This is a genomic window from Luteimonas sp. MC1782, from assembly GCF_014164605.1.
Taxonomy (GTDB): Bacteria; Pseudomonadota; Gammaproteobacteria; order Xanthomonadales; family Xanthomonadaceae; genus Luteimonas.
Map to the genome: position 1 here is coordinate 522367 of NZ_JACJFT010000002.1, position 26276 is coordinate 548642.

A 26276-nucleotide genomic window follows, 5' to 3' on the forward strand; every position below is an offset into this window, starting at 1 on the left:
GCATGCCCCTGTACCGCTACAAGGCGCTCAACAGCCGCGGCGAAACCCTGGACGGCCAGATGGAAGCCGCCAGCGATGCCGACGTGGCGCTGCGCCTGCAGGAGCAGGGGCACCTGCCGATCGAAGCGCGGCTGGCCGCCGAGGGCGGTGGCGATGGCGCGTGGAAGACCCTGTTCAAGCCCAAGCCGTTTTCCGGCGAACGCCTGGTGCAGTTCACCCAGCAGCTGGCCACGCTGCTCGGCGCCGGACAGCCCCTGGACCGTGCGCTGACGATCCTGCTGGAGCTGCCGGAGGACCCGGCGGCCAAGCGCGTGGTGACCGATATCCGCGACCAGGTGCGCGGCGGCACCGCGCTGTCGACCGCGCTCGAGCGCCAGCACGGCACGTTCTCGCGGCTGTACATCAACATGGTGCGTGCGGGCGAGGCGGGCGGCACCATGCAGGAGACGCTGCAGCGCCTGGCCGACTACATGGAGCGCAGCCGCGCGCTGCGTGGCAAGGTGATCAACGCGCTGATCTATCCGGCCATCCTGCTGGTGGTGGTGGGCTTCGCGCTGCTGTTCCTGCTGGGCTACGTGGTGCCGCAGTTCGCCGACATGTACGAAAGCCTCGACGCGGAGCTGTCCTGGTTCACCGTGCTTGTACTCGCGGTCAGCAATTTCGTGCGCCAGTGGTGGATCGTGCTCATCGCGGCCCCGGCGCTGGCGGCGTGGTGGCTGGAACGCAAGCTGCGCGTGCCGGCATTCCGCGCCTGGTTCGATGACTGGCTGCTGCGGCAGAAACTGGTCGGCTCGCTGGTGGCGCGCCTGGAGACCGCGCGCCTGGCGCGCACCCTCGGCACCCTGCTGAAGAACGGCGTGCCGCTGATCATGGCGCTGGGCATCGGCCGCGCCGTGCTGGGCAACCGCGCGCTGGCCACCGACGTCGAGGCGGCCGCGGAAGAAGTGAAGAACGGCGTGGCGCTGTCCACCGCGCTGGCGCGCGGCAAGCGCTTCCCGCGCCTGGCGGTGCAGATGATCCAGGTGGGCGAGGAGTCAGGCGCGTTGGATACTATGCTGCTGAAGACCGCCGATACCTTCGAGCAGGAAACCAGCCAGGCGCTCGACCGGCTCATGGCTGCGCTGATCCCGGTCATCACCATGGTCCTGGCCACCGTCGTCGGCGTGGTCATCCTGGCCGTCCTGATCCCGATCTACGGGCTCACCAACACAATGGGTTGAAGATGACATTCCACCGTGCAAGCAAACGTCCCCCCCGTCGCTCGGCCCAGGCCGGCTTCAGCCTCATCGAGATCATCATCGTCACGATCCTGATCGGCGGCATCGTCGCGTTCGCGGCCAGCCAGATCCTCGGCGGCGGCGACAACGCGCGGTTCCGGCTGGCGCAGTCGCAGGTACAGACCGTGGCGCAGAAGATCCAGCAGTTCGAGATGGACACCGGCGTGCTGCCGGCCACCCTCGGTGAACTGGTGAGCGCGCCCGGCAATGCCAGTGGCTGGCTCGGCCCGTATGCCAAGGCGGCCGACCTCAACGATCCGTGGAAGACGCCGCTCGAATACCGCGTTCCCGGCGAGAACGGCCGCTTCGACCTGGTGAGCTACGGCGCCGACCGCAAGCCCGGCGGCGAGAGCGTCGACGCCGACATCCGGTACGAGTAAGGGCCACGCCCATGTGCGCCGGTCGCGGCGGGACGCGCCGGGCGGCGGGGTTCTCGCTGCTGGAGGTGCTGCTGGTGGTGGCGCTGTTCGCCGCCATGGGCATGCTTGCCGCCGGCGTGCTCGGCGGCGGTTTCGAACGCATGCAGCTGAAGTCGGCGGTGAGCGACATCGCCGCGCAGCTGCGCTTCACCCGCGCGCGCGCGATCGCCACCGGCACGCCGCAGACCTTCAGCATCGATCCCGCCAGCCACGCCTGGCAGGGCGCCGACGGCCGCAGTGGCGAGGTGCCCGAGCGGCTCGGCATCCACTTCACCGGCGCACGCGAAGTGCAGCCGGCGGACGGCATCGGGGCGATAATGTTCTTCGGCGATGGCGCCTCCACCGGCGGCCGCGTGCAGCTGAGCCTGCGCGGCGCGGCGTGGGACATCGACGTCGCCTGGCTGACCGGCGAGGTCACCCTGCACCGCAGCGAGCCGGCGCCGTGAGCAGCCCGCGCCACCAGTGCGGCTACACCCTGATCGAAGTGCTGGTCGCATTCGGCATCCTCGCGCTCGCGCTCACCCTGCTGCTGGGCACGCTGTCGGGTGCCACGCGCCAGGTGCGCTGGTCGGCCGACGCCGGGCGCGCCGCGCTGCATGCGCAGTCACTGCTCGCCAGCACCGGCGTCGGCGTGGCGCTCGAGCCCGGACGCGAGGAAGGCGAGCTGGAGGACGGCCGCTATCGCTGGCAGCTGGAGGTCGCGCCATATGTCGATCCGCTGCAGCCCGCGCCGGTCGCCGACGATCCGTTCGCGCCACGCCTGCTGCAGCTGCGCCTGGAGCTGGGCTGGGGCAAGGACAGCCGCGCCGAGCGGCTGGTGGTGGAGTCGCTGCGGCTGGTGCAGCCCGACCCGGGGCAGGGCCAGTGAGGCGTGCGCGCGCATCCGGCTTCACGCTGATCGAGGTGCTGCTGGCCACGGTGCTGCTCGCCATGGGCCTCGCGCTGGCATTCGCCACCCTGCGCGCCTCCATGGCCACCAGCGAACGCGGCGAGGCGATGGCCAGCCGCACCGACCGCATGCGCGCCGTCGAAGGCTTCCTGCGCCGGCGCCTGGCCTCGGCGCAGCCGATCGCGTTCGCCACCGATGAAAGCACCGGTGGCGCGCTGCGCTTCATCGGTGAAACCGACCGCATCCGCTTCGTCGCCGACCTGCCCGATTACCTGGGCCGCGGCGGCCCGCACCTGCACGACATCGGCGTCGACCCGGGCAGCCGCACGCCCGTGCTTGGCGCGTCGTTCGCCATGGTGCTGGCCGGCGAGACCATCGAGGAGGAGCGCCCGCGCCCGCCCGAACCGCTGGTCGAGGACCTGGTCGACCTGCGCTTCCGCTACCGCGGCCTCGACGACGAAGGCCTGACCGGCTGGCTGGACACCTGGGACAACCACGAGGAACTGCCGCTGCAGGTCGCGGTGGAGATCAGCAGCGAAGACGGCGGCGCATGGCCGTTGCTGGTGGTGGCGCTGCCGCAGTCGGCCTCGGGCGCCGCGCTTGGCCAGGGCCTGGGCAGCACGCGCATGCGCCGGCCGCCCGCCGTGCAGGGCAGCGACGGTGCCGGCAAGGGTGGGCGCGCACGCAACCGCCTGCGCCCGCTGCCGGGGCGGCGCTGATGGGCGCACAACGCGGCGTCGCCCTGGTGCTGGTGATGTGGCTGGTCGCCCTGCTGGCCGCGCTGGTGGGCGCGTATGCGACCACCGCGCGCATCGAATACATGCAGGGCCGCGTGCTGCACGGCGCGGTGGTCGCCGAGTCGGCGGCGCGTGCCGGGCTGGAGTACGCGCTGGTGCGCCTGCAGGACCCGGAGCCGGGCCGCGCGTGGCTGGCCGACGGCCGCGCCTACCGCTGGCGCTTCGCCGGCGCCGACGTGGAGCTGCGCATCGTCGACGAGTCCGCCAAGATCGACCTCAACGCCGCCGACCTGACACTGCTGGCGGGGCTGTTCCGCGCGCTGGGGACCGAACCGTCGCAGGCCGACGCGGTGGCCGCGGCGATCGTCGACTGGCGCGACGACGACGCGCTGACGCAGCCCGCGGGCGGTGCCGAAGACGGCCAGTATGCCGCCGCCGGATTGCCCTATGGCGCCAAGGACGCGCCGTTCGACACCATCGCCGAAGTCGAGCAGGTGCTGGGCATGACGCCGGCGCTGTACGCGCTGGCCGCGCCGCACCTGTCGGTGTTCAGCGGCCTCGAGCAGCCCGACCAGCGCTTCGCCAGCGCCGAGGTGCTCACGGCGCTGGGTGTCGACCCGGCGATGATGCTCGCCACGCGCGAATCCGGCGGCGCGGCACAGGCCGAAAGCCTGCTTGGCGGCGGCAGCGGCACGTATAGTATCGACAGCCGCGCACGGCTCGCAGATGGCCGCCAGGCCGTGCTGCGGGCGGTAATCCGTGTAGGTGGAAGCGGGGTGCCGGGATCGGCCTACACCCCATTGCGATGGGAAGAAGGAGCCACTCCGCGCTGATGTCTGCCGTCGAACCCACCGCTGACAGCACGCCAATCCGCCAGCGCCTCGGGCGCATGGGGGGATCGCTGCGCCCCGGCGTCGCCGGATTCTGGAGCTGGTGGACGCAGGCGCTTGCGACCTGGCTGCCGGCGCGCCTGCGCGAGCTGTTCGGGCTGGCGCACGAACGCCTGTTGCTGGCAGCCAGTGCCGATGGCCTGCGGCTGTCGATGGATCGCGGCGACGCGGTGCGTGCGGTCGCCGAGCTGCCGCCGTTCGCCGTCACCGGCAGTGGCGACGATCCGCTCGCCCCGCTGCTCGCGCAGCGTGTCGCCGAGCTGCCGCGCTGGCTGCTGCTGCCGGCCGGCGACGTGCTGCGCCGCCGCCTGCCGCTGCCCGCCGCCGCCGCCGAGCGCCTGCGCGAGGTGATGGGCTTCGAGGTGGAACGGCAGACGCCATTCCCGCTGGCGGATGTGGAATACGACGCGCGCGTGGTCGCGCGCCGCGGCGACGGCCAGCTGGAGACCGAGCTGGTGGTGGTGCCGAGGCACCTGCTGGAGGCACGGCTGGCCGCATTGGGTCCGCTCGCAGGCACCCTGACCGGTGTCGACGTTGCCGACGGCCTCGGCGGCGGGCTCGGCGTCAACCTGTTGCCGGGCGCGCGCCGCGTGCGCCGCGCCGATCCGTGGATGGCCTGGAACCTGGCCCTGGGCGCGGTGGCGGTGATCGCGCTCGCCGCCGGCCTGTGGCAGGTGCTGGCCAACCGCCAGCTGGCGGCGGATGTCTTCGAGGCCGAAGTCGAACAGGCCGCGATCCGCGCCCGCGGCGCCGCGGCGCAAAAGAAGGAACTGGTCGACCTGGTCGAAGGCATGGCCTTCCTGTCATCCGCGCGCGCCGCCCGCCCGACTACGGTCGAAGTGCTGGACGAACTCTCGCGCCGCCTGCCCGACAGCACCTATATCGAGAAACTGTCGATCGAGGACACGCGGATCCTGCTGATCGGCTTGAGCAGCGAGGCCTCGTCGCTGGTGCAGCGCCTGGAAGGGTCGCCGCTGTGGCGTTCGCCGGCGCTCGCCGGCGCGCTGCAACCCGATCCGCGCAGCGGCCGCGACCGCTTCACGCTGACCGCCGAACTCGCCGTCGCCGACGTGCCGGCCGCCGCAGCCGCCGGTGACACGGAGGCTGCCAATGCGCGAAGCAATCCCTGACCGCGACCGCTGGCTGGCGCTCGCGATCCTCGCGGCGCTGCTGGCGCTGGCCTACCTGCTGCTGGTGCACCCGTGGTGGACGGCACCGATGCGGGAGGTGGGTGCGCGCATCGCCGCCCTGCAGGAACGCGACGTGCGCGTGCGCATGGAACTCGCACAGGCCCCCGACGTGCAGGCCAGGCTGGCCGAGGCGCAGGCGCTGGCCGGGCGCGTGCCCGGCTTCATGGCCGAGCGCAGCACCGAACTCGCCACCGCGGCGCTGGTACAGCGCCTGGAGACCGCGGTCGCCGAGGCGAGTCCGGGCAACCGCAGCTGCGCGATCAGCAACCGCTCTCCGATGACCGACCCGCGCCAGGGGCGTTTTCCGCGCGCGGTGGTGCAGGTGCGCCTGCGCTGCGGCAACCCCGAACTCGCCGCGGTGCTGCACTCGCTGGAAAGCGGCGCGCCGCGGCTGTTCGTCGACAACCTCAACGTGCTGGTGCAGCGGCAGTTCTTCGCCGCCGGCGGCAGCGGCGGGCAGGGCTCCGGCCTGGACGTGACCTTCGACCTCTACGGCTACCTGCGTGCGCAGGCCGCCGTGCCGGCACGCGCGGAGGTCGGCAATGCACGCTGAGAACGCCGGCGCACGCACCTGGCTGCTCGGCGGCGTGGCGCTGTGGGCGCTCACCCTGTGGGCGCTGGGACTGTTCGGCCTGGGCGGCCGCATCGAGCGCCTGCCGCCGGATCCGACGCTGGTGCAGGCGCTGCCGGCGGTGGTCGAGCCGGGCGAGGATCGTCTTGGCGAGCTGCCGCTGTATGCGGCGATCGGAGACCGGCCGCTGTTCACCACCGACCGCCGGCCACAGCCGTTCTTCATCAACCCCGAGGGTGAAGAGGAGCCGGTCGCGTTCGAGTTCGTGCTGACCAGCGTGCTGCTGACACCCGGCCTGGAGATGGCCATCGTGCAGCCCGGCGGCGGCGGCGAGTCGGTGCGCCTGCGCGTCGGCGAAGCCCCCGAGGCGGCGCCCGGCTGGCGCCTGGCTTCGGTGGCCGCGCGCAGCGCCGTGTTCAGCGGCCCCGAAGGCGACCGCAGCCTCGAGCTGCGGGTATTCGACGGTGTCGGTGGCCAGGCGCCCACGGTGTCAGCCGCGCCACAGCCGCCGGTCGCCGCGTCGCCGGCCTCGGGTGGGGCGGTGCCTCCCGTCGCCGGGCCGGGCCCCGGCAACCGCCCGGTGGTCGTGACCACCTCCAGCTCACCCGCGCCCACCGAGGTGACCGTGCCGCAGGCCGGCCAGCCCGCCGCGGCGGCACCGGCACCCGAACCCGGCGTGCAGACCCCGGATGCCCAGGTCGAGGCGATCCGCCAGCGCATCGAAGCCCGCCGCGCGCGCCTGCGCCAGCAGGCCCAGGACGGCACGCCGCCGGCCCAGACTCCCTAGAATGCAGCCGATGACCCCGATCCCGATGCTCAAGCCCGCGCTGGTGGCACTCCTCGCCACCGTCCTTGTCGCCTGCACCACGGTGCCGGCCCCGACCGTGCGCCGCGATGCCCAGCTGCCACGGCCGGTCATGCAGGTCGGCGGGGTGCCGCGCGATGCGGAGGCAGGCGTCGACGGCATCCAGGAGGAGGCGCTTGCCGACGGCCCGCGCGCGCAGCTCCACCGCGGCAGCGGCACCGTCATCAACCAGTCGGTGGCGCGCTCGGCGCCGCCCAACCTGGCGGGCAGCACCGGCGAGGCGACCTTCAATTTCGAAGGCGAGTCGCTGCATGCCGTGATCAAGGTGATCCTCGGCGACATGCTCGGCCAGAACTACGTGATCGCTCCGGGCGTGCAGGGCACCGTGACCCTGGCCACGCCGAAGACCGTGAGCCCGGCGCAGGCGCTCAGCCTGCTGGAGATGGTGCTGGGCTGGAACAACGCGCGCATGATCTACGCCGACGGCCGCTACAACATCGTCGGCGCCGACCAGGCCATGGCCAGCGGCGCGGTCGCGCCGCGCACCGGGTCGGCGGCGGCGGCGCGCGGCTTCGAGTCACGGGTCGTGCCGTTGCGCTACATCTCCGCGGCCGAAATGGAGAAGCTGCTCAAGCCGTACGCGCGTGCCAACGCGATCATCAGCGTCGATTCCGGCCGCAACGTGATCACCGTCGCCGGCACGCGCCAGGAACTCGAGAACTACCTGCGCACCATCGAGATCTTCGACGTCGACTGGCTGTCGGGCATGTCGGTGGGCGTGTTCCCGCTGGTCGCCGGCAAGGCGGCGCAGGTCGTCAGCGACCTGGAGAAGGTGTTCGGCGAGCAGAGCAAGTCGCCGGTGGCGGGCATGTTCCGCTTCATGCCGCTGGATGGGGCCAACTCGGTGCTGGTGATCACCTCGCAGCCGGAATACCTGGGCCAGATCGAGCAGTGGATCGAACGCATCGATGGCGCCGGTGGCGGCGTGCAGCTGTTCTCCTACGAGCTCAAGTACATCACCGCCAAGGACCTCGCCGAGCGCCTGTCGGAAGTCTATGGCAGCCGTGGCGGCAGCTCGGGCGGTCGCGCCGGCGCGTCGTTGATGCCCGGCCTGGAGTCGACCGAAATCCGCGATGGCGGCATGGATGGCGGCAGTTCCGCGCAGGTCGGCGGTGATCCGTTCAGCGGTGGCAGCGGCGGCGACAGCGGCAGCGGCAGCGGGCTGGGCAGCGGATCGCTGTCGCTCGGCGAGCGCACCGGTGGCAACGCCGCGGTCACGCTGGAAGTCGACGGCGACAAGGTCGGCGTGTCGGCGGTGGATGAGACCAACACCCTGCTGGTGCGCTCCACCGGGCAGGCCTGGCGCTCGATCCGCCAGGTCATCGACCGCCTGGACATCATGCCGCTGCAGGTGCACATCGAGGCGCAGGTGGTGGAGGTCACGCTCAGCGGCGACCTCAGCTACGGCGTGAACTGGTTCTTCGAGCGCGCGGTCACCGATGCCGGCCTGCCCAGCGCCGTGGGCCGCGAGACCTGGAGCGCGATCGCCGGCAACGTCACCGGTTCGCAGGCCGGCGGCGTCGCCCCCGGCCTGGCCTGGACCTTCCTCGGCCGCAACGCGGCGGCGATCATCAGCGCGCTCGACGAGGTCAGCGACGTGCAGATGCTGCAGACGCCGTCGGTGATGGTGCGCAACAACTACGAAGCCACGCTCAACGTCGGCAGCCGCATCCCGATCTCGTCGGTCACGGTCAACCCCGGCTTCGGCGGCGACAGCTCCTACAGCCAGGTGCAGTACCTCGACACCGGCACCATCCTCAAGGTGCGCCCGCGCGTCACCAAGGACGGCACCGTGTTCCTGGACATCGTGCAGGAGGTCAGCAGCCCCGGCAGCCAGCCCGACCAGAACGGCAACGTGCGCATCGACACGCGCCGCCTGAAGACCAACGCCATCGTGCAGAGCGGCGACACGGTGATGCTGGCAGGACTCATCCAGGACAGCACCACGCGCGGTTCGCTGGGCTTCCCGGGCCTGAGCCGCATCCCGGTGCTGGGCGGCCTGTTCGGCCGGCAGAGCTCCAACACCACGCGCAGCGAAGTCATCGTGCTGATGACGCCCACGCTGGTGCGCAACCAGCAGGACGCGCGCGACCTGACCGACGAGTACGGCCGTCGCTTCCGCGCGCTGGAGCCGCTCAACCGGTCACGCGACTGAGCATGGCCCGCGTCGGTGGCCGGCATGGCTGAACTCCCGGTCGTGCTGCTGCCGGTCGCGGTCGACGACGACGCGCTCGATGCCTGCCTTGCGGCACTCGAGGCGGGCACGCCCGCCGGCACGCGGGTGTGGCTGGCCGACGACGCGCAGGCCGGGCCGCGCGGCCTGGCCATCATCGAACGCTGGCTGGCGCGTACCCGCCTGCAGGCGGAATACACCCGCCGCCAGCGGCGCCTGGGCGAAGTGGCGCACATCGACCAGGCGCTGGCCGCGTGCGGCGACGACGATGTGATCGTGCTCGCCGCCGACGCCGTGCCGTCTCCCGGCTGGGCAAGGCAGCTTGCGGCCTGCGCCGCGCGCGATCCTTCCATCGCCACCGCCACGCCGTGGTGCAACGCCGGCGAGACCGCCGCCTGGCCGCGCAGCGGCGAGGTCGCCGCGCTTCCCGACGAGCGCGAGCTCGCGCGCCTGGCGCGCGCCGCCGAAGGCATGGCGCCGGCGCACGCGGAGCTTCCCGCCGCGGTCGACCACGCGGTCTATCTGCGTGGCCGCGCACGCAGCCGCGCCGGTGGGCTGGATGCGGCCAGCTACGCCTCGTGGTACGCCGCGTTGATCGACCTGTCGCTGCGCATGTCCGGCCTCGGCTGGCGCAATGCGCTGTGCGAGACCGCGTTTGTCGCGCGCGGCGGCGAGGGTGGTCCGGCCGATGGCGACCTCGACGCGCTGGCCGCGCGCTGGCCGCGCTGGCATTCGCGGCTTGCCGAATTCCTGATGCACGACCCGCTGCTTGCCGAGCGCGCGGCGCTGGGCCGGCGGCTTGAAGGCCTGGAGCCTCCGGCGCAGCGCGAGCTGTTCGCGGCGGCGCAGGCCGTTGGCGCGGTGGACGCGTCGCCCGCTTCGGACGCCACGGGTCAGCGGGCGGAGGCGTGACCGTCGCCGTGATCGCCGCCATCGTCGTCAGCCACCAGAGCACCGGCACCATCGATGCCTGCCTGGCGCGCCTGCGCGCGGCGGCCGCGGTGGCCGAGATCCGCGTGGTCGACAACGCCTCCAGCGACGGCACCCTGGTCGTGGTGCAGCGCCACGCGCTCGCCGATCCGCGCGTGCGCTTCGTTGCCAACCCGGACAATCCCGGCTTCTCGGTGGCCTGCAACCAGGGCGCGGCGGACAGCACGGCGCCGTGGCTGGCGTTCGTCAATCCCGACTGCATGCTGGAGCCGGATTCGCTGGCGCGGCTGCTGGCGCACGCGCAGGCGCTGGCCGGCGACGACGCGTCCGTGGGCGCATCGGCAGGCGACGTGCTGCTCGGCGCCGACCTGGTCGACGAGGACGGCGTGCGCGACGGCGCCGCGCGCCGCAACGATCCCGATTTCGTGGCGATGCTGCGCGGGCCGCTGCAGGCGCGCCATGGCCGGCCGCTGGATGTCGAGGTCGATCCTGCGCAGGTGCTGCAGCGGGTCGACGCGGTGTCGGGCGCGCTGATGCTGCTGCCGCGCACGCTGTTTACGCGCATCGGTGGCTTCGACGCCGGCTATCGCCTGCACGTCGAGGATCTCGACTTCTGCCGCCGCGCGCGCGCGGCCGGCGCGACCGTGGCAGTCGCCAACGACGTGCGCGTGGTGCATGTGCGCGGCGTGTCCGCGCGCTCGCGGCCCGGCTTCGTGGAATGGCACAAGCACCGCGGCCTGTGGCGCTATTTCAGGCGCTTCGAGGCGCCGCGGCGCGGCCGGGTGGTGTGCGCGGCAGTGTGGGCGGCGGTCTGGCTGCACTGGGCCTCGCGCCTGCCGGCCGTGCTCCTGGCGGCCATGCGCGCGGACACGCCATGATCATCCGGTCGCTGCTCGACACCGACCTCTACAAGTTCACCATGATGCAGGCGGTGCTGCACCAGCACCCGGCCGCGCATGCCGAGTACCGCTTCAAATGCCGCACGCCGGACATCGACCTGGCGCGGCACATCGACGCCATCTCGGCGGAGATCGATGCGCTGTGCGCGCTGCGGCTGAGCCGGGAGGAGCTCGACTACATGCGCGGGCTGCGCTTCATCAAGCCGGATTTCGTGGAGTTCCTCGGGCTGTTCCAGCTCGACCGCAAGCACGTGCGGCTGCAGGCGTCGGACGCGGTGCCGGGCGAGATCGAACTCACCATCAGCGGCCCGTGGCTGCACACCATCCTGTTCGAAGTGCCGCTGCTGGCGATCGTCAACGAAGTCTGGTTCCGCGCCGCGCATGGACCGGCCGACACCGCCGAGGGCCTGCGCCGGCTCGATGCCAAGCTCGCGCGCATCAATGAGGACATCGGCTTCGAGGACTGCCGCATCACCGACTTCGGCACCCGGCGCCGCTATTCGCGCGACTGGCAGGACACCGTGGTGCCGCGCCTGGCGCGCGGCCTGGGCGTCAAATTCGCCGGCACCAGCAACGTCGACATCGCCCGCCGCCACGCGCTGGTGCCGCAGGGCACGATGGCGCACGAATGGCTGCAGGCGCACCAGGCGCTGGGTCCGCGGCTGCGCGACTCGCAGGTCGCCGCCTTTGACGGCTGGGCGCGCGAATACCGCGGCGACCTCGGCATCGCGCTCACCGACGTCATCGGGCTGGACGCGTTCCTGCGCGATTTCGACCTGTATTTCTGCAAGCTCTTCGACGGCGTGCGCCACGATTCCGGCGACCCGGTGGAGTGGGGCGAGCGCGTCATCGCCCATCTCAAGGCCATGCGCATCGACCCACGCACGCGCACGCTGGTGTTCAGCGACGGCCTCGACATCGACCTGGTCATGCAGCTGTACGCACACTTCCGCGGCCGCTGCCGGATGTCGTTCGGCATCGGCACCAACCTCACCAATGATGTCGGCCCGGTGCCACTGCAGATCGTGCTGAAAATGGTCCGCTGCAACGGCCAGCCGGTGGCCAAGCTCAGCGACTCGCCCGGCAAGACCATGTGCGACGACGCCGGCTACCTGCGCTACCTGCGCCAGGTGTTCGCGGTGCCGGAGGCCGCCAGCGACGGCTGACCGGGCCGCCGCGCTCAGCGGTGGCGGTTGATCGCGTCGCGCAGCGTGCGCGCGGCGCCCGCGGCTGCAGCCGCATAGTCGTCGCCGGCCGAGGCGTAGAGGATCGCCCGCGACGAGCTGACCAGCAGGCCCGTGCCATCGGTGCTGCGGCCGTTGCGCACCACCGCTTCCACGTCGCCGCCCTGCGCACCCACGCCGGGCACCAGCAGCGGCATGTCGCCGACGATGGCGCGAACTTCGCCCAGTTGCCCGGGCCAGGTCGCACCGACCACCAGCGCCACGTTGCCATGGCCGTTCCAGTCGCGCGCGGCCCTGGCGGCGACGTGCTGGTACAGCGGCTTGCCGTCGACCGGCAGGTCCTGCAGGTCGGCGGCGCCGGGGTTGGACGTGCGGCAGAGGATCACCACGCCGCGGTCGGCGTGGTCGAGGAAAGGCTGCAGCGAATCGCCGCCGAGGTACGGGTTCACCGTGACTGCATCGGCGTCGTAGCGACCGAAGGCTTCCGTCGCATAGCGCTGTGCGGTCGAACCGATGTCGCCGCGCTTCGCGTCCAGGATCACCGGGATCCCGGGATGCACCGCGTGGATGTGCGCGACCAGCCGCTCCAGCGCGCCCTCTGCAGCGAGCGCCGAGAAATGCGCGACCTGCGGCTTGAACGCACAGGCAAACTCCGCCGTGGCGTCGACCAGGTCACGGCAGAACGCGAACACCGCATCGTCGTCATCGGCAAACCGCGCGGAAAACCTCGCCGGCTCCGGATCCAGCCCCACGCAGACCAGCGACCCCGACGTCGACCATCGCCCGCGCAGCTCCTGCATGAAACCCATCGGAAGTTTCCTTTCTTGCCACGGATCAGGTCAAAAGATTCCTTGGCCGCGGATCTGCGCGTCCATCCGCGCAGGTCCGTGGCAAAAACGCTCCTACTTCAGCGCCTTGAAGCGCAGACGCTTCGGGCCCGCGTCGTCGCCCATGCGGCGCTTCTTGTCCTCCTCGTACTCGCGGTAGTTGCCCTGGAAGAACTCGACGTGGCTGTCGCCCTCGAACGCCAGGATGTGCGTGGCGATGCGGTCGAGGAACCAGCGGTCATGGGAGATCACGAAGGTGTTGCCCGGGAACTCCAGCAGCGCGTCTTCGAGCGCGCGCAGGGTCTCGATGTCGAGGTCGTTGGACGGTTCGTCGAGCAGCAGCACGTTTCCGCCCTGCAGCAGCGTCTTGGCCAGGTGCAGGCGGCCGCGTTCACCGCCCGACAGCGTGCCGACCATCTTCTGCTGGTCCTGGCCCTTGAAGTTGAAGCGGCCGAGGTAGGCGCGCGACTGGATCTCGATGCCGTTGATGTTGAGGATGTCGAGGCCGCCGGAGACTTCCTGGAAGACGTTGTGGTTGCCTTCCAGCGCGTCACGGCTCTGGTCGACATAGGCGATGTTGACCGTCGAGCCCATCTCGATGCTGCCGGAGTCGGGCTTCTCCTGGCCGGTGATCATCTTGAACAGGGTCGACTTGCCGGCGCCGTTCGGGCCGATGATGCCGACGATCGCACCGGCCGGCACCATCAGGCTCAGGTCGTCGATCAGCAGTCGGTCGCCGAAGCGCTTGGAGACGTTCTTGAACTCGAGCACCTTGGCGCCCAGGCGCTCGCCCGGCGGGATGAAGATCTCGTTGGTCTCGTTGCGGCGCTGGTAGTCGACCGCCTGCAGCTCCTCGATGCGCGCCAGGCGCGCCTTGCCCTTGGAGCGGCCGCCCTTGGCGTTCTGCCGCGCCCACTCGAGCTCCTTCTGGATCGCCTTCTGGCGCGCCTTTTCCGACGACTCTTCCTGCTTCAGGCGGTCGCCCTTCTGGGTCAGCCAGTCGGTGTAGTTGCCCTTCCACGGGATGCCCTTGCCGCGGTCCAGTTCGAGGATCCACTCGGCGGCGTTGTCGAGGAAGTAGCGGTCATGGGTCACCGCCACCACGGTGCCGGTGTAGCGCGCCAGGAACTGCTCCAGCCATTCCACCGACTCGGCGTCGAGGTGGTTGGTGGGTTCGTCGAGCAGCAGCATGTCCGGCTTCTGCAGCAGCAGGCGGCAGAGCGCCACGCGGCGCTTCTCGCCACCCGACAGGTTGCCGATGGTGGCTTCCCACGGCGGCAGGCGCAGCGCATCGGCGGCCACTTCGAGCTGGTTTTCAAGCGTGTGCGCGTCGCCGGCGGCGAGGACCGCCTCCAGGCGCTCCTGTTCCTTGGCCAGTGCGTCAAAATCGGCGCCTTCCTCGGCGTAGGCGGCATATACCTCGTCGAGGCGCTTTTGCGCCTGCAGCACGTCGCCCACGCCCTCCTCGACCGCCTCGCGCACGGTCTGCGTGGGGTCGAGCTGCGGTTCCTGCGGCAGGTAACCCACCTTGATGCCGGCCTGCGGACGCGCCTCGCCGGAGAAATCGGTGTCCACGCCGGCCATGATGCGGAGCACGGTGGACTTGCCGGAGCCGTTCAGGCCGAGCAGGCCGATCTTGGCCCCCGGGAAGAACGACAGCGAGATGTCCTTGATGATCTGGCGCTTCGGCGGCACCGTCTTGCTGACGCCGTTCATGGTGTAGATGTATTGCGACATGGAAGCTCCGGTGCGACGCCGCCGCCGCCCATGCGGGTGCGCGGGCAGGATCGGTGGCTGGGGATGGCGCGATTATAGCGGGCCATGCGCGGACCCGCCGAGGCGGGCTTGCCGAATCTGAATGGTCCCGGGAGCGCGCCGCGCAGGTAGTGCATTCGTTCAGGACGGTTTGCCGATAGTCGCTGCACCACCACGGGAGACGGCGATGAAACACACCAGGACCCTTGCACTGGCCACCTTGTTGCTGGCCTTCGGCGCGGTTTTCGCCGCTCCGGCCATGGCGCGTGACGACGGCCGCCGCGGCAACGATCGCGGCCATGACCGCAGCTACGACCGGGGCTACGAGCGTGGCTACGGCAACGACCGCTATGCCCGTGACGACTACCGCCGAGACCGCGACCGCGATTCGCGCCGTGGCAAGGGCCACGGGAGGGGCTACGGCAAGGGCCATGGCAAGGGGCATCGCGACCACGTGGTCTACGTGTCCCGCCCGCCGGTGGTGGTGCACCACAATCGTGGCCACCGCGGTCCGCCGCCGTGGGCCCGTGGCCGCCATTACCAGTACGCCGGCTACGCCCCCACCTACGTGGTCCAGGACTACCGCCACTACGGCCTGCGCCATCCCCCGCGCGGCCACCACTGGCGGCGCAGCGACGCCGGCGAATTCCTGCTGGTCGCGGTGGCCACCGGGATCATCGCGGACATCTTCCTCGGCCGCTGAGTCCGGCCAGGGTTGAACCAAGGGCGCGCCTCAGGGCGCGCTTTTTTTGGGTCTGGAGCCCGGTGGTGGCCGCGAGGCCGTCGCGGCTCATGTCCCCGGCATCCGCCTGGCGGCGGATGCCACCGCCATGAAGTACCCCCGCCCGCCGCCCGGCCACAGCGGGGGCTCTGCGGGGGACTTGGTACCCGGCGCCGGTACCAGCGCCGCGCTCTTCCTCCACGCGAAGACGCACCCTCGCGTGGGTGCGGCGGCCCCCTCGCGGCCCCGGGCTACAATTGCCGCGCCCCCCATCTTCCGCCCGGAGTGACCATGTTCCCGCGAGACGCGCGCATCGAAGGCTACGACCCCGAACTGGCCCAGGCCATCGCCAACGAAGGCCGCCGCCAGGAGGACCATGTCGAGCTGATCGCATCCGAGAACTACGCAAGCCCCCGGGTGATGGAAGCGCAGGGCTCCAAGCTCACCAACAAGTATGCCGAGGGCTATCCGGGCAAACGCTATTACGGCGGCTGCGAGTACGTCGATGTCGCCGAACAGCTCGCGCTCGACCGCGTCAAGCAGCTGTTCGCCGCCGGCTCCGCCGACGACATGTACGCCAACGTGCAGCCGCATTCCGGCTCGCAGGCCAACCAGGCCGTGTACCTCGCCCTGCTGCAGCCGGGCGACACCATCCTCGGCATGTCGCTGGCCCACGGCGGCCACCTCACCCACGGCGCCAAGGTCAACATCAGCGGCAAGCTGTTCAAGGCCGTGCAGTACGGCGTCGACGAGGCCGGCATGATCGACTATGACGAGGTCGAGCGCCTCGCCGTCGAACACAAGCCGAAGATGGTCATCGCCGGCTTCAGCGCCTATTCGCAGGTCGTCGACTGGGCGCGCTTCCGCGCCATCGCCGACAAGGTCGGTGCGTACCTGTTCGTCGACATGGCGCATGTGGCCGGCCTGGTCGCGGCGGGCGTGTATCCCAACCCGGTGCCGCACGCGCACATCGTCACCTCCACCACCCACAAGACCCTGCGCGGCCCGCGCGGCGGCATCATCGTCGCCAGCCGCGCCGCCATGGGCGAGGCCGCCGACGAGATCACCAAGAAGCTGCAGTCGATCGTGTTCCCGGGCATCCAGGGCGGTCCGCTGATGCACGTGATCGCCGCCAAGGCGGTGGCGTTCAAGGAAGCGCTGGAGCCGGAGTTCAAGGCCTACCAGCAGCAGGTGGTGAAGAACGCCCAGGCCATGGCCAAGGTGATCATCGACCGCGGCTACAAGATCGTCTCCGGCGGCACCGAGAACCACCTGATGCTGGTCGACATGATCGGCAAGGGCGTCACCGGCAAGGCCGCGGAAGAAGCGCTCGGCCGCGCGCACATCACCGTCAACAAGAATGCCGTACCCAACGATCCGCAGAAGCCGTTCGTGACCTCGGGCCTGCGCCTGGGCACGCCGGCGGTGACCACGCGCGGCTACCTCGAAGCCGACTGCGTGGAGCTGGCCAACTGGATCTGCGACGTGCTCGACCAGCCCGCCGACGAGGCCGTGATCGCCCGCGTCCGTGAAAACGTGACGCGCCAGTGCGCGCGTTTCCCCGTCTACGGATAAGGTGAGGCCGGACCGGCTCGACACCCCGCCACAGCACCAGAGCGCCCGCCGACGATGCATTGCCTCTTCTGCCAGCACCACGACACCCGCGTGATCGACTCGCGGGTGAGCGACGACGGCGCGACCATCCGCCGTCGCCGCGAGTGCGAGGCCTGTGGCGAGCGCTTCTCGACGCTGGAGACCATCGAGCTGAAACTGCCGGCGATCATCAAGTCCGATGGCCGCCGCGAGAATTTCGACGCGCGAAAGCTGCGCCTGGGCTTCGACCGCGCGCTGCACAAGCGCGCGGTTTCCGAGGAGCAGATCGAAGCCTCGGTGCGTGCGGTGGTGCACCAGCTGCGCATGACCACCGAGCGCGAGATCGCCTCGCGCCGGGTCGGCGAGTTCGTGATGGCCGAGCTGCGCAAGCTCGACCACATCGCCTTCGTGCGCTTCGCCTCGGTGTACCAGGCGTTCGAGGACGTCGCCGATTTCCGCGAGCAGCTCGACCGCCTCGAACGCGAAGCCCCGGGCGATGGCCAGCTGCCCCTGCTCGGCGGCGACGTGCTGCCGTTCGATGCGCGGTCGGGCAAGGGCCGCAAGCGCTGAGCCCGATGCAGCACCCCGGCGAAGCGGGCCTGCATCCACGCCCGGGCGCGCGCCACGTGCACGCGCGCGCGCTGGCCCTGGCCAGCATCGCCTGTCGCGCCGCCCTGGAGCAGGATCCGGGCGACCCGGAAGCGGAGGCGATGCACCTGCGCCTGCGGGCCTGGCTCGATGCCACCCATCTGATGGCCGCGCTGGAGCCGGCGGAGGTCGAGCTCATCACCACGCCGCTCGGGCGACTCGCGGACAAGGCCGCGATCGACGCCAGCTGGCGCGCCGAGGGCCTGTACGTACTGGCCTGGGCGATGGACCTGCAGCCGGGGCTGGCCCACGACCGCCTGGTCGATCCGGTTGCGGCCGCCGAGGTGGTGGGTTTCCTCCACGACACGCCCCTGGACCGCGATCCCGCGCCGCAGCTGCGCGGCGAACGCGCGCTCGACACGTTCGCCGCGCAACAGCTCGCGCTGCACTGGCGCCTCCGGGACTGGCAGCTGCATCCGCAGCCCATGGACTTCGCGGCCTTCGTGCGCGAGTGCAGCTGGGCCAGCCTGGACGTCGACGAAAGCGCGCTGCTCGACGGCGACCTGGCCATCGAAGGTGTGCGCATCGACCAGGCCGACGATGAGCAGCTGCAGCGCTGCCTGAGCATCGCCGGCGAGCGCCACCAGGCGGCCAACTGGCTGCTCGGCGGCGACCCCCTCTACTCCAACGTGGACACCAGCACCTGATGCAGGGATTTCCGGCTGTCGATCACGCCATGATGGCGCACGCACTGCGCCTCGCCGAGCGCGGCGCATGGACCACCAAACCCAATCCGATGGTCGGCTGCGTGCTGGCGCATGGCGACGAGGTGGTCGGCGAAGGCTGGCACCAGCGCGCCGGCGGTCCGCATGCCGAGGTCCATGCACTCGAGGCGGCCGGGGAGCGCGCGCGAGGCGCCACTGCCTACGTCACCCTTGAACCCTGCGCGCATACCGGCGCCACGGGACCCTGCGCGGACGCCCTGGTGGCCGCCGGCGTGGCGCGCGTGGTGGCGGCGATGCGCGACCCGTTCCCGGAAGTCGACGGCAGCGGCTTCGAGCGCCTGCGCGCGGCCGGCATCGCGGTCGAGTCGGGCCTGATGGAGGCGCAGGCCCGCGTGCTCAACCGCGGCTACCTGGCGCGCCTGGAGCGCGGCCGGCCATGGCTGCGCGTCAAGCTGGCAATGAGCCTGGACGGACGCACCGCGCTCGCCAACGGCGAGTCGAAGTGGATCAGCGGCGACGCCTCGCGCGAGGACGTGATGCGCTGGCGCGCGCGCAGCGGCGCGCTGCTCACGGGTTCGGGCACGGTGCTTGCCGACGATCCGCAGCTCACCGTGCGCATGGCCGACGGCGCGGACTTCGTGCCACCGCTGCGCGTGGTCCTCGATCCCGGCCTGGCCACCGTGGCGCGCGGACGCGTGCGCGAGGGCGCCGCGCCCACGCTGTACCTGCACGCCGGCAACGCCAAGCCGCCGCGCCTGGCCGGCATCGACCGGGTGGCGGTGCCGTCGCAGGGCAATGCGCTGGACCTCGACGCCGTGCTGCGGCTGCTGGCCACGCGCGGCATCAATGAAGTCCAGCTCGAAGCCGGCGCCACGCTGGCCGGCGCGTTCCTGCACGCCGGCCTGGTCGACGAGATGCTGATCTACATGGCGCCGATCCTGCTCGGCGCGCACGCGCGGCCGTTGTTCGCAGGCCTGGGCATCGCCGACATGGCGCACCGCATGCAGATGCGGGTCGAGGAGACGGTGCAGGTGGGCGAGGACATGCGCATGCGCCTGTACCCGGTCCAGGCGGCCACGCGGGTCGACGCGCCGTCCGCCGCACCGGCCGCGTGAGCGCGGCGCGGCCCGCAACCCGCCGCGACGCCGCTGCCGGGACGCACCGTCCCCGGGGCCGCCCGCGACCCCGATGCTAGAATCCGCGCCGCCGGATGCCCCGGCACGCGGCAGCACCCGACGCCTGCGCCTGCCCCGTTCCGCGGGTGCCGGGCCGCGTGGCGCGCGGCGCACGCGGAGCCCAGACGGACGGCGGAAGGCCTGCATGTTCACCGGAATCATCGAAGCGGTCGGCACCCTCGACCGGCGTGAAGCACGCGGCGGCGACGCCCGCCTGCGCATCGCCGTCGGCCGCCTGCCGTTCGCCGATCCGGCCCTGGGCGAGAGCATCGCCGTCAACGGCACCTGCCTGACCGTGGTCGCGTTCGATGCCGGGCATTTCGAGGCGGATGCCTCCAACGAGACCCTCGCCCTGACCACGCTCGGCGCGCTCGCCGAAGGCGCGGCGGTGAACCTCGAGCGCGCCATGCGCGCCAGCGACCGCCTCGGCGGGCACCTGGTCAGCGGCCATGTCGACGGCGTCGGCCGCGTGCTCGCGGTCAGCGACGACGGCCGTGCCCAGCGCTGGCGCTTCCAGGCCCCGGCCGCGCTGATGAAGTACATCGCACGCAAGGGGTCGATCTGCGTCGACGGCGTGAGCCTCACGGTGAATGCCGTGGCGGATGACAGCTTCGATGTCGCGCTGGTGCCGCACACCGTCGCCAACACCGCCTTCGCCGACACCGCCGTCGGCGACCCCGTCAATCTCGAGATCGACCTTGTCGCCCGCTACGTCGAGCGCCTGCTGCAGGACCGCTGAACCATGCCTTTCGCCACCGTCCCCGAACTGCTCGAAGAACTGCGCGCCGGCCGCATGGTCGTCATCGTCGACGACGAGGACCGCGAGAACGAGGGCGACCTGATCATGGCCGCGGAACTGGTGCGGCCGTCCGACATCAATTTCATGGTCACCCACGCGCGCGGCCTGGTGTGCCTGTCGCTGACCCGCGAGCGTTGCGCGCAGCTCGGCCTGCCGCCGATGGTGCAGTCCAACACCTCCTCGCACCACACCAACTTCACGGTCAGCATCGAGGCCGCCGAGGGCGTCACCACCGGCATTTCCGCCTACGACCGCGCGCATACCGTGCGCACCGCGGTGCGCCCGAACGCGACGCCTGCGGACCTCGCCCAGCCGGGCCACATCTTCCCGCTCGCCGCGCAGCCCGGCGGCGTGCTGGCGCGCGCCGGCCACACCGAGGCGGCCGCCGACCTGGCGATGCTCGCCGGCCTGGAGCCGGCCGGCGTGCTGGTGGAGATCCTCAACCCCGACGGCACCATGGCGCGGCGCCCGGAGCTGGAAGTGTTCGCGCGCGAGCACGGCCTGAAAATGGGGTCGATCGAAGCGCTGATCCGCCATCGCCTGGCCACCGAGCACACCGTCGAGCGCGTCGACGTGCGCCGGATCGACACCGCGCACGGCCCGTTCCAGCTCCACAGCTACCGCGACCGCCTCGGCCATGCCCTGCATTTTGCGCTGGTGCGTGGCGAGCCCGGGGCGGACCCCGAGACGCCCACGCTCGTGCGCGTGCAGGTGCGCAATGCGCTCGCCGATGCCGTGCACTGGAAAAGGGCGGACTTCGGCCCGGCGGTGGGCGACGTGCTGGCCGCGATCGCGCGCGAGGGTCGCGGCGCGCTGGTGCTGCTCGACGGTGCCCAGACCCCGGATGTGCTGCTGGCGCGCATCCGCGCCGCAGACGAAGCCGCTCCGGCGCCGGCCGAAGCACCGCGCGGCGGGGCGCTGCTGGAATGGCGGCGCAACGGCGCCGGCAGCCAGATCCTTGCCGACCTCGGCCTGCGCCGGCTGCGGGTGATGGGCACCGCGCGCAAGCAGGTCGGCCTGGCCGGTTTCGGCCTGGAAGTCGTCGGGTACGTCGACCCGCCCGCGTAATGCGGCTCGGCTAGAATGCCCGCCTACCCGAGGATGTCCCCCATGACCCACCACGAAGGCGACCTGCGCGCCCCCCAGGGCGCGCGCTTCGCCATCATCGCCAGCCGCTGGAACCCGCGCATCGTCGATGCGCTGGTCGCTGGCGCGCGCGCGACCTTCGACGGCCATGGCGTGGCCGCGGACGACGTCGACGTGGTCCGCGTGCCCGGCGCCTGGGAGATCCCGCTGGCCGCCGCGCGCCTGGCGCAGGGCGGGCGGCATGCCGCGATCGTCGCCCTGGGCTGCGTGGTGCGCGGCGACACCCGCCATTTCGAGCATGTCGCCGACCGCTGCGCCGACGGCCTGGCCCGCGTGCAGCTCGACCACGGCGTGCCGGTGGCCAACGGCGTGCTCGCCGTCGACGAGCAGGCCGATGCCGAGAACCGCGCCGGTGGCAGCCACGGCAACAAGGGCGAGGAGTGCGCACTGGTGGCGCTCGAGATGGCCAGCCTGCTGGCGGTGCTGGCATGAAGCCGTATCGCGGCGGTGGCGCGCGCCATGGCGGCATGGACCCGGTGGCGCGCTCGCGCTCGCGGCGCCGCGCGCTGCAGGCGGTGTATGCCATGCAGCTGTCGGGCGCCAACGCCCGCGACGCGATTTCGCAGCTTGCCCACGAGCAGGCCAAGGAAGTTGCCGACCTCGAATATTTCGAGGACCTGGTGCGCGGCGTGGAAAACCACCGCCGCGAGCTCGACGAGGCGCTGGCCCCGTTCCTCGACCGCGGCATCGCCGAGGTCGATCCCATCGAACGCGCCATGCTGCGCATCGCCGCCTACGAACTGCGCCACCGCATCGACGTGCCGTACCGGGTGGTGATCGACGAGGCGTTGAAGACCGTCAAGCGCTTCGGTTCCGAGCACGGCCACACCTATGTCAACGGCGTGCTCGACCGCGCCGCCGCCGAGTGGCGCGCGGCCGAAGTGCAGGCCCCGCGCGGCTGACCGCCGGCACGCGGCCGTGGCCGAGTTCGAACTGATCGACCTCATCCGCGCGCGTGCCACGCACGCCCGCGACGACGTGCTGCTCGGCATCGGCGACGATGCCGCCGTGCTCCACGTGCCCGCCGGCCGCGAGCTGGTGGTGGCCATGGACACGCTCAACGCCGGCGTGCATTTCCCCGCCGGCACCGCGCCCGCCGACATCGGCTGGAAGGCGCTCGCGGTGAACCTGTCCGACCTGGCTGCGATGGGCGCCGAGCCGGCGTGGTGCACGCTGTCGCTGTCCCTGCCCGAAGGCGACGCCGCGTGGGTCGCGGCCTTCCTCGACGGCTTCATGGCGCTGGCCGCCCGGCACCGCGTGGCGCTGGTGGGTGGCGACACCACGCGCGGGCCGCTGTCGATCTCGGTCACCGTGCACGGCTTCGTGGCGCCGGGCGCCGCCCTGCGCCGCGACGGCGCACGCGTCGGTGATGGCGTCTGGGTCAGCGGCACGCTCGGTGATGCCGCCGCGGCACTCGCGCAGTGGCGCGCGCGCGGCGCGATCGGCCGCATCGACGCAGCGCTGCGCGCGCGCCTGGACCGTCCGCTGCCGCGCATCGCCTTGGGCCGTGCGCTGGCCGGGCTTGCGCATGCCTGCCTGGATGTCTCCGACGGCCTGCTCGCCGACCTCGGCCATGTCTGCGCTGCGAGCGGGGTTGGCGCGGAGATCGATATCGACGGCCTGCCGGCCAGTGCCGCGTTGCACGCTGCGTTCGCAGGCGATGCGCTGCGTGCCTTGCAGGCCGGCGGCGGTGACGATTACGAACTGTGCTTCACCGCCGTGCCGTCGGCGGATGACGCGATCCACGCCGCGGCGGGTGCCACGGGAGTGGCTGTCGCTCGCATCGGCACGATCGTGGCCGGCGCGCGCGTCACCGCGCACAGCGCCGGCAAGCCCTGGCTCGCGCCACGCAGCGGGCACGTGCACTTCGGCGACTGAGCGTGGCCGGTCAGGCGTCGTCGAGCCGGAACGCGTCGCGGTACCAGGTGAAGTCCGGCGCGGCCGGATCGCCGCTGGCGTCGATCACGTCGAAGCGGCAGTACGACTCGGCGAGGGCAGGGTGCTGCAGCAGGAACAGCTGCGCCGCGCGCACGATGCGCCGGCGCTTGCCGCGGTCGACCGATTCGCCACCGCCGCCGTAGTCGGCGCTGGCGCGGTAGCGCACTTCCACGAACACCAGGGTGTCGCCGTCGCGCATCACCAGGTCGAGCTCGCCGAGCCGGTAGCTGGCGTTGGCCGCCACGTCGCCGAGACCGGCGCGCAGGAGATGCGTGCGCGCCGCGGCCTCGACCTCGGCGCCGCGGCGCCGGGTCTCGTTCAACCGCCGGCGCCGGCCAGCGGCACCACGTTGCCGCCGCTGAAGGTCGACCACGCCGGCGAACGCAGCACGTTGCCATCGCCATCCATGCGCAGCGTGCCGCTGGCGCTTCCCACGCTGGCCTCGGGCGACATGGCCAGGTGCTCGAGGTAGGCGGTGAGCAGCCATGCGTCGTAGCCGAACGCGAACAGCCGTGCCGCCGGTCCGCGCGCGGTGGGCAGCGAGGAGGCCACGCTGTCGGCGGGTGGCAGCCCCGGCACGCCGGTCACCGACCAGGCGTCGGACGGGAACGCGATGCCGTCGAGCGCGGCATCCTCGCCGGCCTTGCCGGTGCCCGACATGATCTGCGAGGTCGCCACGCGCGGGCGCGTGGCCAGCCCGGCGGCGGCGACCTGGGGCGCGACCAGCCGCGCCTGCGGCCCGCGCAGCGCCATGAACACCGCATCCACGCCGCCCTCGCGCTGCAGCGCACCCTGCATGAGCGCGGTCATGTCGGCGGGTCCGTCGCCGACCACCGCCAGCAGTTGCACCACGCTGCCGCCATGCGCCTGCAGGCGGGTGGTGAAGGCATCGATGCTGCGCCGCGCGCTGTCATCGCCCGAGCTGAGCACCAGCACGCGCAGCGCCTTGCGCGCGGCCAGGAAATCCGCCGCGCCGCGGCCTTCGTCCTCGGGCGCCAGCGCGTAGCTCGCGGCGTTCAGCGGCGGCGTACCGGCGCGGTTGAGCGCGAGCAGCGGCACGGTCGGCGCCGTCTGCACGAACACCGCGTCCACCTCGTCGCGGCCGAGCGGGCCGACCACCTGGTCGGCGCCTTCGGCGATCGCGCGCTGGTAGGCGGCGACCGCGCCCTGCGCGGTGCCGGCGGTGTCGTAGAACTCCAGGTCCGGGCGGCGGCGGCGCTCGCCGTAGTAGCCGGCCAGCAGGCCGTCGCGCACCGGCGCGGATGCGGTGGCCAGGCTGCCGGTGAGCGGCAGCAGCACCGCCAGCTTGTTGGGCGGGCGATAGCCGTCACGCTCCGCGGCTGGCCGCCCGCTGGCGTCGTATTGCCAATGGCTGCTGCGCGGGGCGTCCTGCACGACCTCGACGGGCGCCGCCGGCGCGCTGACCTGCACCGCGGCGCAACCGGCAAGCGCCACGCTGGCGATGGTGGCGGCGAGTCCCTGCTTCCAAGAATGACGCATCGTTGCTGCCCGGCTGCGAGAATGGCCGGATTCTACCGTCCCGCCCGCATGGACACGATGCAGACTTCCGCCGGAACCCTCCACATCGTCGCCACGCCGATCGGCAACCTCGCCGACATGTCGCCGCGCGCGCTGGACACGCTGCGCGCGGTGGACGCGATCTGCGCCGAGGACACCCGCCACACCCGCCACCTGCTGGCGCACTTCGGCATCGAGCGCCCGCTGCTGGCGGTGCACGAGCACAACGAGGACGAGCAGGCCACGCGCCTGGTGGCGCGCCTGCTGGCCGGCGACTCCCTGGCGCTGGTGTCCGATGCGGGCACGCCCCTGGTCAGCGACCCGGGCTACCGGCTGGTGCGGGCGGCCCGCGCCGCCGGCATCCGCGTCAGCCCGGTGCCCGGCCCGAGCGCGCTGGTGGCCGCGCTGAGTGCCGCCGGGCTGCCCAGCGACCGCTTCGTGTTTGAAGGTTTCCTGCCCGCGAAATCGGGTGCGCGCCGCGAGCACCTGGAGCAGCTGGCGGGCGAGCCGCGCACGCTGATCTTCTACGAGTCCTCGCACCGCATCGTCGAATCGCTGGCCGACCTGCGCACGGTGCTCGGCGATGCGCGCCGCGCGGTGCTGGCGCGCGAGCTGACCAAGCTGTTCGAAACCATCCTCGACGGCTCCCTGGCCGAGCTGCATGCCGCGGTCGAGGCCGACCCCAACCAGCGCAAGGGCGAGTTCGTGCTGGTGGTGGAGGGCGTCGGCGAGGACGCGGACGCCAAGGTGGCACAAGGCCGGATGCTGTACGCGAAGCTCGCCGCGCACCTGCCGCCCTCGACCGCTGCGAAAGTGGCTGCCGATATCAGCGGGGCGCCGAGGAAAAGCCTGTACGGCGGCTAGCACCGGAACCGGGCGTGCGGCGTGCGAGAATGCGCGCGGCGGAGTCGGCCAGACAGTCGCGTCATCCGGACCACTTCGGTGGAACCGGGTGCCGAGGAAAGTCCGGGCTCCACAGGGCACGGTGCCAGGTAACGCCTGGGCGGCGCGAGCCGACGGAAAGTGCAACAGAAAGATACCGCCGAACGGCGTCGCAAGACGCGCGTGGCAAGGGTGAAATGGTGCGGTAAGAGCGCACCGCGAGCCTGGCAACAGGCCGGCACGGCAAACCCCACCGGGAGCAAGACCAAATAGGGAGACAATGCCGTGGCCCGCGGTGTCTCCGGGTAGGTTGCTCGAGCGTATCGGTGACGATGCGCCTAGAGGAATGACTGTCCACGACAGAACCCGGCTTATCGGTCGGCTCCGCCACCTTTTCCCACCGACTGTCCGGAGCAGCGCTCCGGGGCACGTCCGTGCGCGCCTTCGGCGAGATGTAAAAACTCCGTGAAGACCGTCACGATTCTCAAAATTTGAGACTAAACAGGAGCTTGTGGATAAACCTTGAACAAGTCTCTGAAGTTCGCCGCAAGTCCTTGACCTGCTTAATGAAATTCGTCACTCCAG

General features: G+C 71.6%; 27 protein-coding genes, 1 other RNA gene and 1 pseudogene. 25 read left to right on the top strand and 4 right to left on the bottom strand.

The features are described from left to right. Positions 1 to 2: 2 nt before the first annotated feature. From H5368_RS11850 to pncB, 13 genes and pseudogenes are all read left to right on the top strand, one after another. Positions 3 to 1220 (top strand): type II secretion system F family protein, encoded by a 1218-nt coding sequence (locus tag H5368_RS11850; protein WP_182824848.1) that lies wholly within the window; start codon positions 3 to 5, stop codon positions 1218 to 1220. Positions 1221 to 1222: 2 nt separating this feature from the next. Beyond that, positions 1223 to 1657 carry a type II secretion system protein GspG gene (locus H5368_RS11855; protein ID WP_182824850.1) on the top strand — a complete coding sequence of 145 codons (435 nt, stop codon included), beginning with the start codon at positions 1223 to 1225 and terminating at the stop codon, positions 1655 to 1657. Positions 1658 to 1668: 11 nt separating this feature from the next. Beyond that, the gene (locus tag H5368_RS11860; RefSeq protein ID WP_182824852.1) at positions 1669 to 2142 is read left to right on the top strand and encodes a GspH/FimT family pseudopilin; all 474 of its coding nucleotides are present in this window, start codon (positions 1669 to 1671) and stop codon (positions 2140 to 2142) included. Beyond that, positions 2139 to 2564, top strand: a complete 426-nt coding sequence (locus H5368_RS11865) for a prepilin-type N-terminal cleavage/methylation domain-containing protein (RefSeq protein WP_182824854.1) — start codon at positions 2139 to 2141, stop codon at positions 2562 to 2564. The genes H5368_RS11860 and H5368_RS11865 overlap by 4 nt, the downstream gene beginning before the upstream one ends. Further along, positions 2561 to 3193, top strand: a pseudogene (locus H5368_RS11870) (prepilin-type N-terminal cleavage/methylation domain-containing protein); the annotation flags it as partial. The gene H5368_RS11865 and the pseudogene H5368_RS11870, both read left to right, overlap by 4 nt. Positions 3194 to 3303: 110 nt before the next feature. Further along, complete coding sequence (locus tag H5368_RS11875; RefSeq protein ID WP_182824858.1) at positions 3304 to 4155, top strand: type II secretion system protein GspK; 852 nt, start codon at positions 3304 to 3306, stop codon at positions 4153 to 4155. Further along, complete coding sequence (locus H5368_RS11880; protein WP_182824860.1) at positions 4155 to 5342, top strand: PilN domain-containing protein; 1188 nt, start codon at positions 4155 to 4157, stop codon at positions 5340 to 5342. The genes H5368_RS11875 and H5368_RS11880 overlap by 1 nt, the downstream gene beginning before the upstream one ends. After that, a complete protein-coding gene (gene gspM / locus H5368_RS11885; protein ID WP_182824862.1) occupies positions 5323 to 5955 on the top strand; it encodes a type II secretion system protein GspM in 633 nt (210 codons plus the stop codon). Before H5368_RS11880 ends, gspM begins: the two co-directional genes overlap by 20 nt. Then, positions 5945 to 6760, top strand: a complete 816-nt coding sequence (locus tag H5368_RS11890) for a general secretion pathway protein GspN (protein WP_182824864.1) — start codon at positions 5945 to 5947, stop codon at positions 6758 to 6760. Before gspM ends, H5368_RS11890 begins: the two co-directional genes overlap by 11 nt. Before the next feature lie 10 nt (positions 6761 to 6770). Further along, positions 6771 to 8993, top strand: coding sequence for a type II secretion system secretin GspD (gene gspD / locus H5368_RS11895; RefSeq protein ID WP_182824866.1), 2223 nt, complete (start codon positions 6771 to 6773; stop codon positions 8991 to 8993). Between the two features lie 24 nt (positions 8994 to 9017). Beyond that, positions 9018 to 9923: a glycosyltransferase gene (locus H5368_RS11900; RefSeq protein WP_182824868.1), complete on the top strand. Its 906-nt coding sequence runs from the start codon at positions 9018 to 9020 to the stop codon at positions 9921 to 9923. Further along, positions 9920 to 10819: a glycosyltransferase family 2 protein gene (locus tag H5368_RS11905; RefSeq protein WP_182824870.1), complete on the top strand. Its 900-nt coding sequence runs from the start codon at positions 9920 to 9922 to the stop codon at positions 10817 to 10819. Before H5368_RS11900 ends, H5368_RS11905 begins: the two co-directional genes overlap by 4 nt. Then, positions 10816 to 12006 carry a nicotinate phosphoribosyltransferase gene (gene pncB / locus H5368_RS11910; protein WP_182824872.1) on the top strand — a complete coding sequence of 397 codons (1191 nt, stop codon included), beginning with the start codon at positions 10816 to 10818 and terminating at the stop codon, positions 12004 to 12006. Before H5368_RS11905 ends, pncB begins: the two co-directional genes overlap by 4 nt. A 14-nt stretch (positions 12007 to 12020) precedes the next feature. Here pncB and pyrF read toward each other — a convergent pair whose 3' ends face one another. Both pyrF and ettA read right to left on the bottom strand, forming a co-directional pair. Continuing rightward, positions 12021 to 12833 (bottom strand): orotidine-5'-phosphate decarboxylase, encoded by an 813-nt coding sequence (pyrF, locus tag H5368_RS11915; protein WP_182824874.1) that lies wholly within the window; start codon positions 12831 to 12833, stop codon positions 12021 to 12023. A gap of 93 nt (positions 12834 to 12926) precedes the next feature. Further along, a complete protein-coding gene (gene ettA / locus H5368_RS11920) occupies positions 12927 to 14588 on the bottom strand; it encodes an energy-dependent translational throttle protein EttA (protein WP_182824876.1) in 1662 nt (553 codons plus the stop codon). Between the two features lie 205 nt (positions 14589 to 14793). Between ettA and H5368_RS11925 the strand changes: the two genes are divergently transcribed. The 10 genes from H5368_RS11925 (at position 14794) to thiL (ending at position 23231) form a co-directional block, all read left to right on the top strand. Then, a complete protein-coding gene (locus tag H5368_RS11925; protein ID WP_255486517.1) occupies positions 14794 to 15309 on the top strand; it encodes an RcnB family protein in 516 nt (171 codons plus the stop codon). A 309-nt stretch (positions 15310 to 15618) separates the two neighbouring features. Beyond that, positions 15619 to 16902 (top strand): serine hydroxymethyltransferase, encoded by a 1284-nt coding sequence (gene glyA, locus H5368_RS11930; RefSeq protein ID WP_182824878.1) that lies wholly within the window; start codon positions 15619 to 15621, stop codon positions 16900 to 16902. Positions 16903 to 16956: 54 nt separating this feature from the next. Next, complete coding sequence (nrdR, locus tag H5368_RS11935; protein WP_182824880.1) at positions 16957 to 17490, top strand: transcriptional regulator NrdR; 534 nt, start codon at positions 16957 to 16959, stop codon at positions 17488 to 17490. A 5-nt stretch (positions 17491 to 17495) separates the two neighbouring features. Next, on the top strand, positions 17496 to 18215 hold the full coding sequence (locus H5368_RS11940; protein WP_182824882.1) for a DUF4272 domain-containing protein: 720 nt from the start codon (positions 17496 to 17498) through the stop codon (positions 18213 to 18215). Continuing rightward, the gene (gene ribD, locus H5368_RS11945; protein WP_182824884.1) at positions 18215 to 19348 is read left to right on the top strand and encodes a bifunctional diaminohydroxyphosphoribosylaminopyrimidine deaminase/5-amino-6-(5-phosphoribosylamino)uracil reductase RibD; all 1134 of its coding nucleotides are present in this window, start codon (positions 18215 to 18217) and stop codon (positions 19346 to 19348) included. Before H5368_RS11940 ends, ribD begins: the two co-directional genes overlap by 1 nt. Positions 19349 to 19553: 205 nt before the next feature. Beyond that, positions 19554 to 20147, top strand: coding sequence for a riboflavin synthase (locus tag H5368_RS11950; RefSeq protein WP_182824886.1), 594 nt, complete (start codon positions 19554 to 19556; stop codon positions 20145 to 20147). Positions 20148 to 20150: 3 nt separating this feature from the next. Then, on the top strand, positions 20151 to 21275 hold the full coding sequence (gene ribB, locus H5368_RS11955) for a 3,4-dihydroxy-2-butanone-4-phosphate synthase (protein WP_182824889.1): 1125 nt from the start codon (positions 20151 to 20153) through the stop codon (positions 21273 to 21275). A 42-nt stretch (positions 21276 to 21317) separates the two neighbouring features. Further along, positions 21318 to 21785: a 6,7-dimethyl-8-ribityllumazine synthase gene (ribH, locus tag H5368_RS11960; protein WP_182824891.1), complete on the top strand. Its 468-nt coding sequence runs from the start codon at positions 21318 to 21320 to the stop codon at positions 21783 to 21785. Further along, entirely contained in the window at positions 21782 to 22255 is a 474-nt protein-coding gene (gene nusB, locus H5368_RS11965; RefSeq protein WP_182824893.1) for a transcription antitermination factor NusB, read from the top strand. Before ribH ends, nusB begins: the two co-directional genes overlap by 4 nt. Before the next feature lie 16 nt (positions 22256 to 22271). Further along, positions 22272 to 23231: a thiamine-phosphate kinase gene (gene thiL, locus H5368_RS11970; protein ID WP_182824895.1), complete on the top strand. Its 960-nt coding sequence runs from the start codon at positions 22272 to 22274 to the stop codon at positions 23229 to 23231. Between the two features lie 10 nt (positions 23232 to 23241). Here thiL and H5368_RS11975 read toward each other — a convergent pair whose 3' ends face one another. Further along, positions 23242 to 23613: a YraN family protein gene (locus H5368_RS11975; protein ID WP_255486518.1), complete on the bottom strand. Its 372-nt coding sequence runs from the start codon at positions 23611 to 23613 to the stop codon at positions 23242 to 23244. Then, the gene (locus H5368_RS13545; RefSeq protein WP_255486519.1) at positions 23610 to 24791 is read right to left on the bottom strand and encodes a penicillin-binding protein activator; all 1182 of its coding nucleotides are present in this window, start codon (positions 24789 to 24791) and stop codon (positions 23610 to 23612) included. Before H5368_RS13545 ends, H5368_RS11975 begins: the two co-directional genes overlap by 4 nt. Before the next feature lie 57 nt (positions 24792 to 24848). On the opposite strand from H5368_RS13545, the gene rsmI reads away from it, so the two are divergent. Together rsmI and rnpB are read left to right on the top strand one after the other, a co-directional pair. Beyond that, positions 24849 to 25673 carry a 16S rRNA (cytidine(1402)-2'-O)-methyltransferase gene (gene rsmI, locus H5368_RS11980; protein WP_182824898.1) on the top strand — a complete coding sequence of 275 codons (825 nt, stop codon included), beginning with the start codon at positions 24849 to 24851 and terminating at the stop codon, positions 25671 to 25673. 40 nt (positions 25674 to 25713) lie between these two features. Next, positions 25714 to 26081, top strand: an RNA gene (gene rnpB, locus H5368_RS11985) — RNase P RNA component class A. The last annotated feature ends 195 nt before the right edge of the window (positions 26082 to 26276 follow it).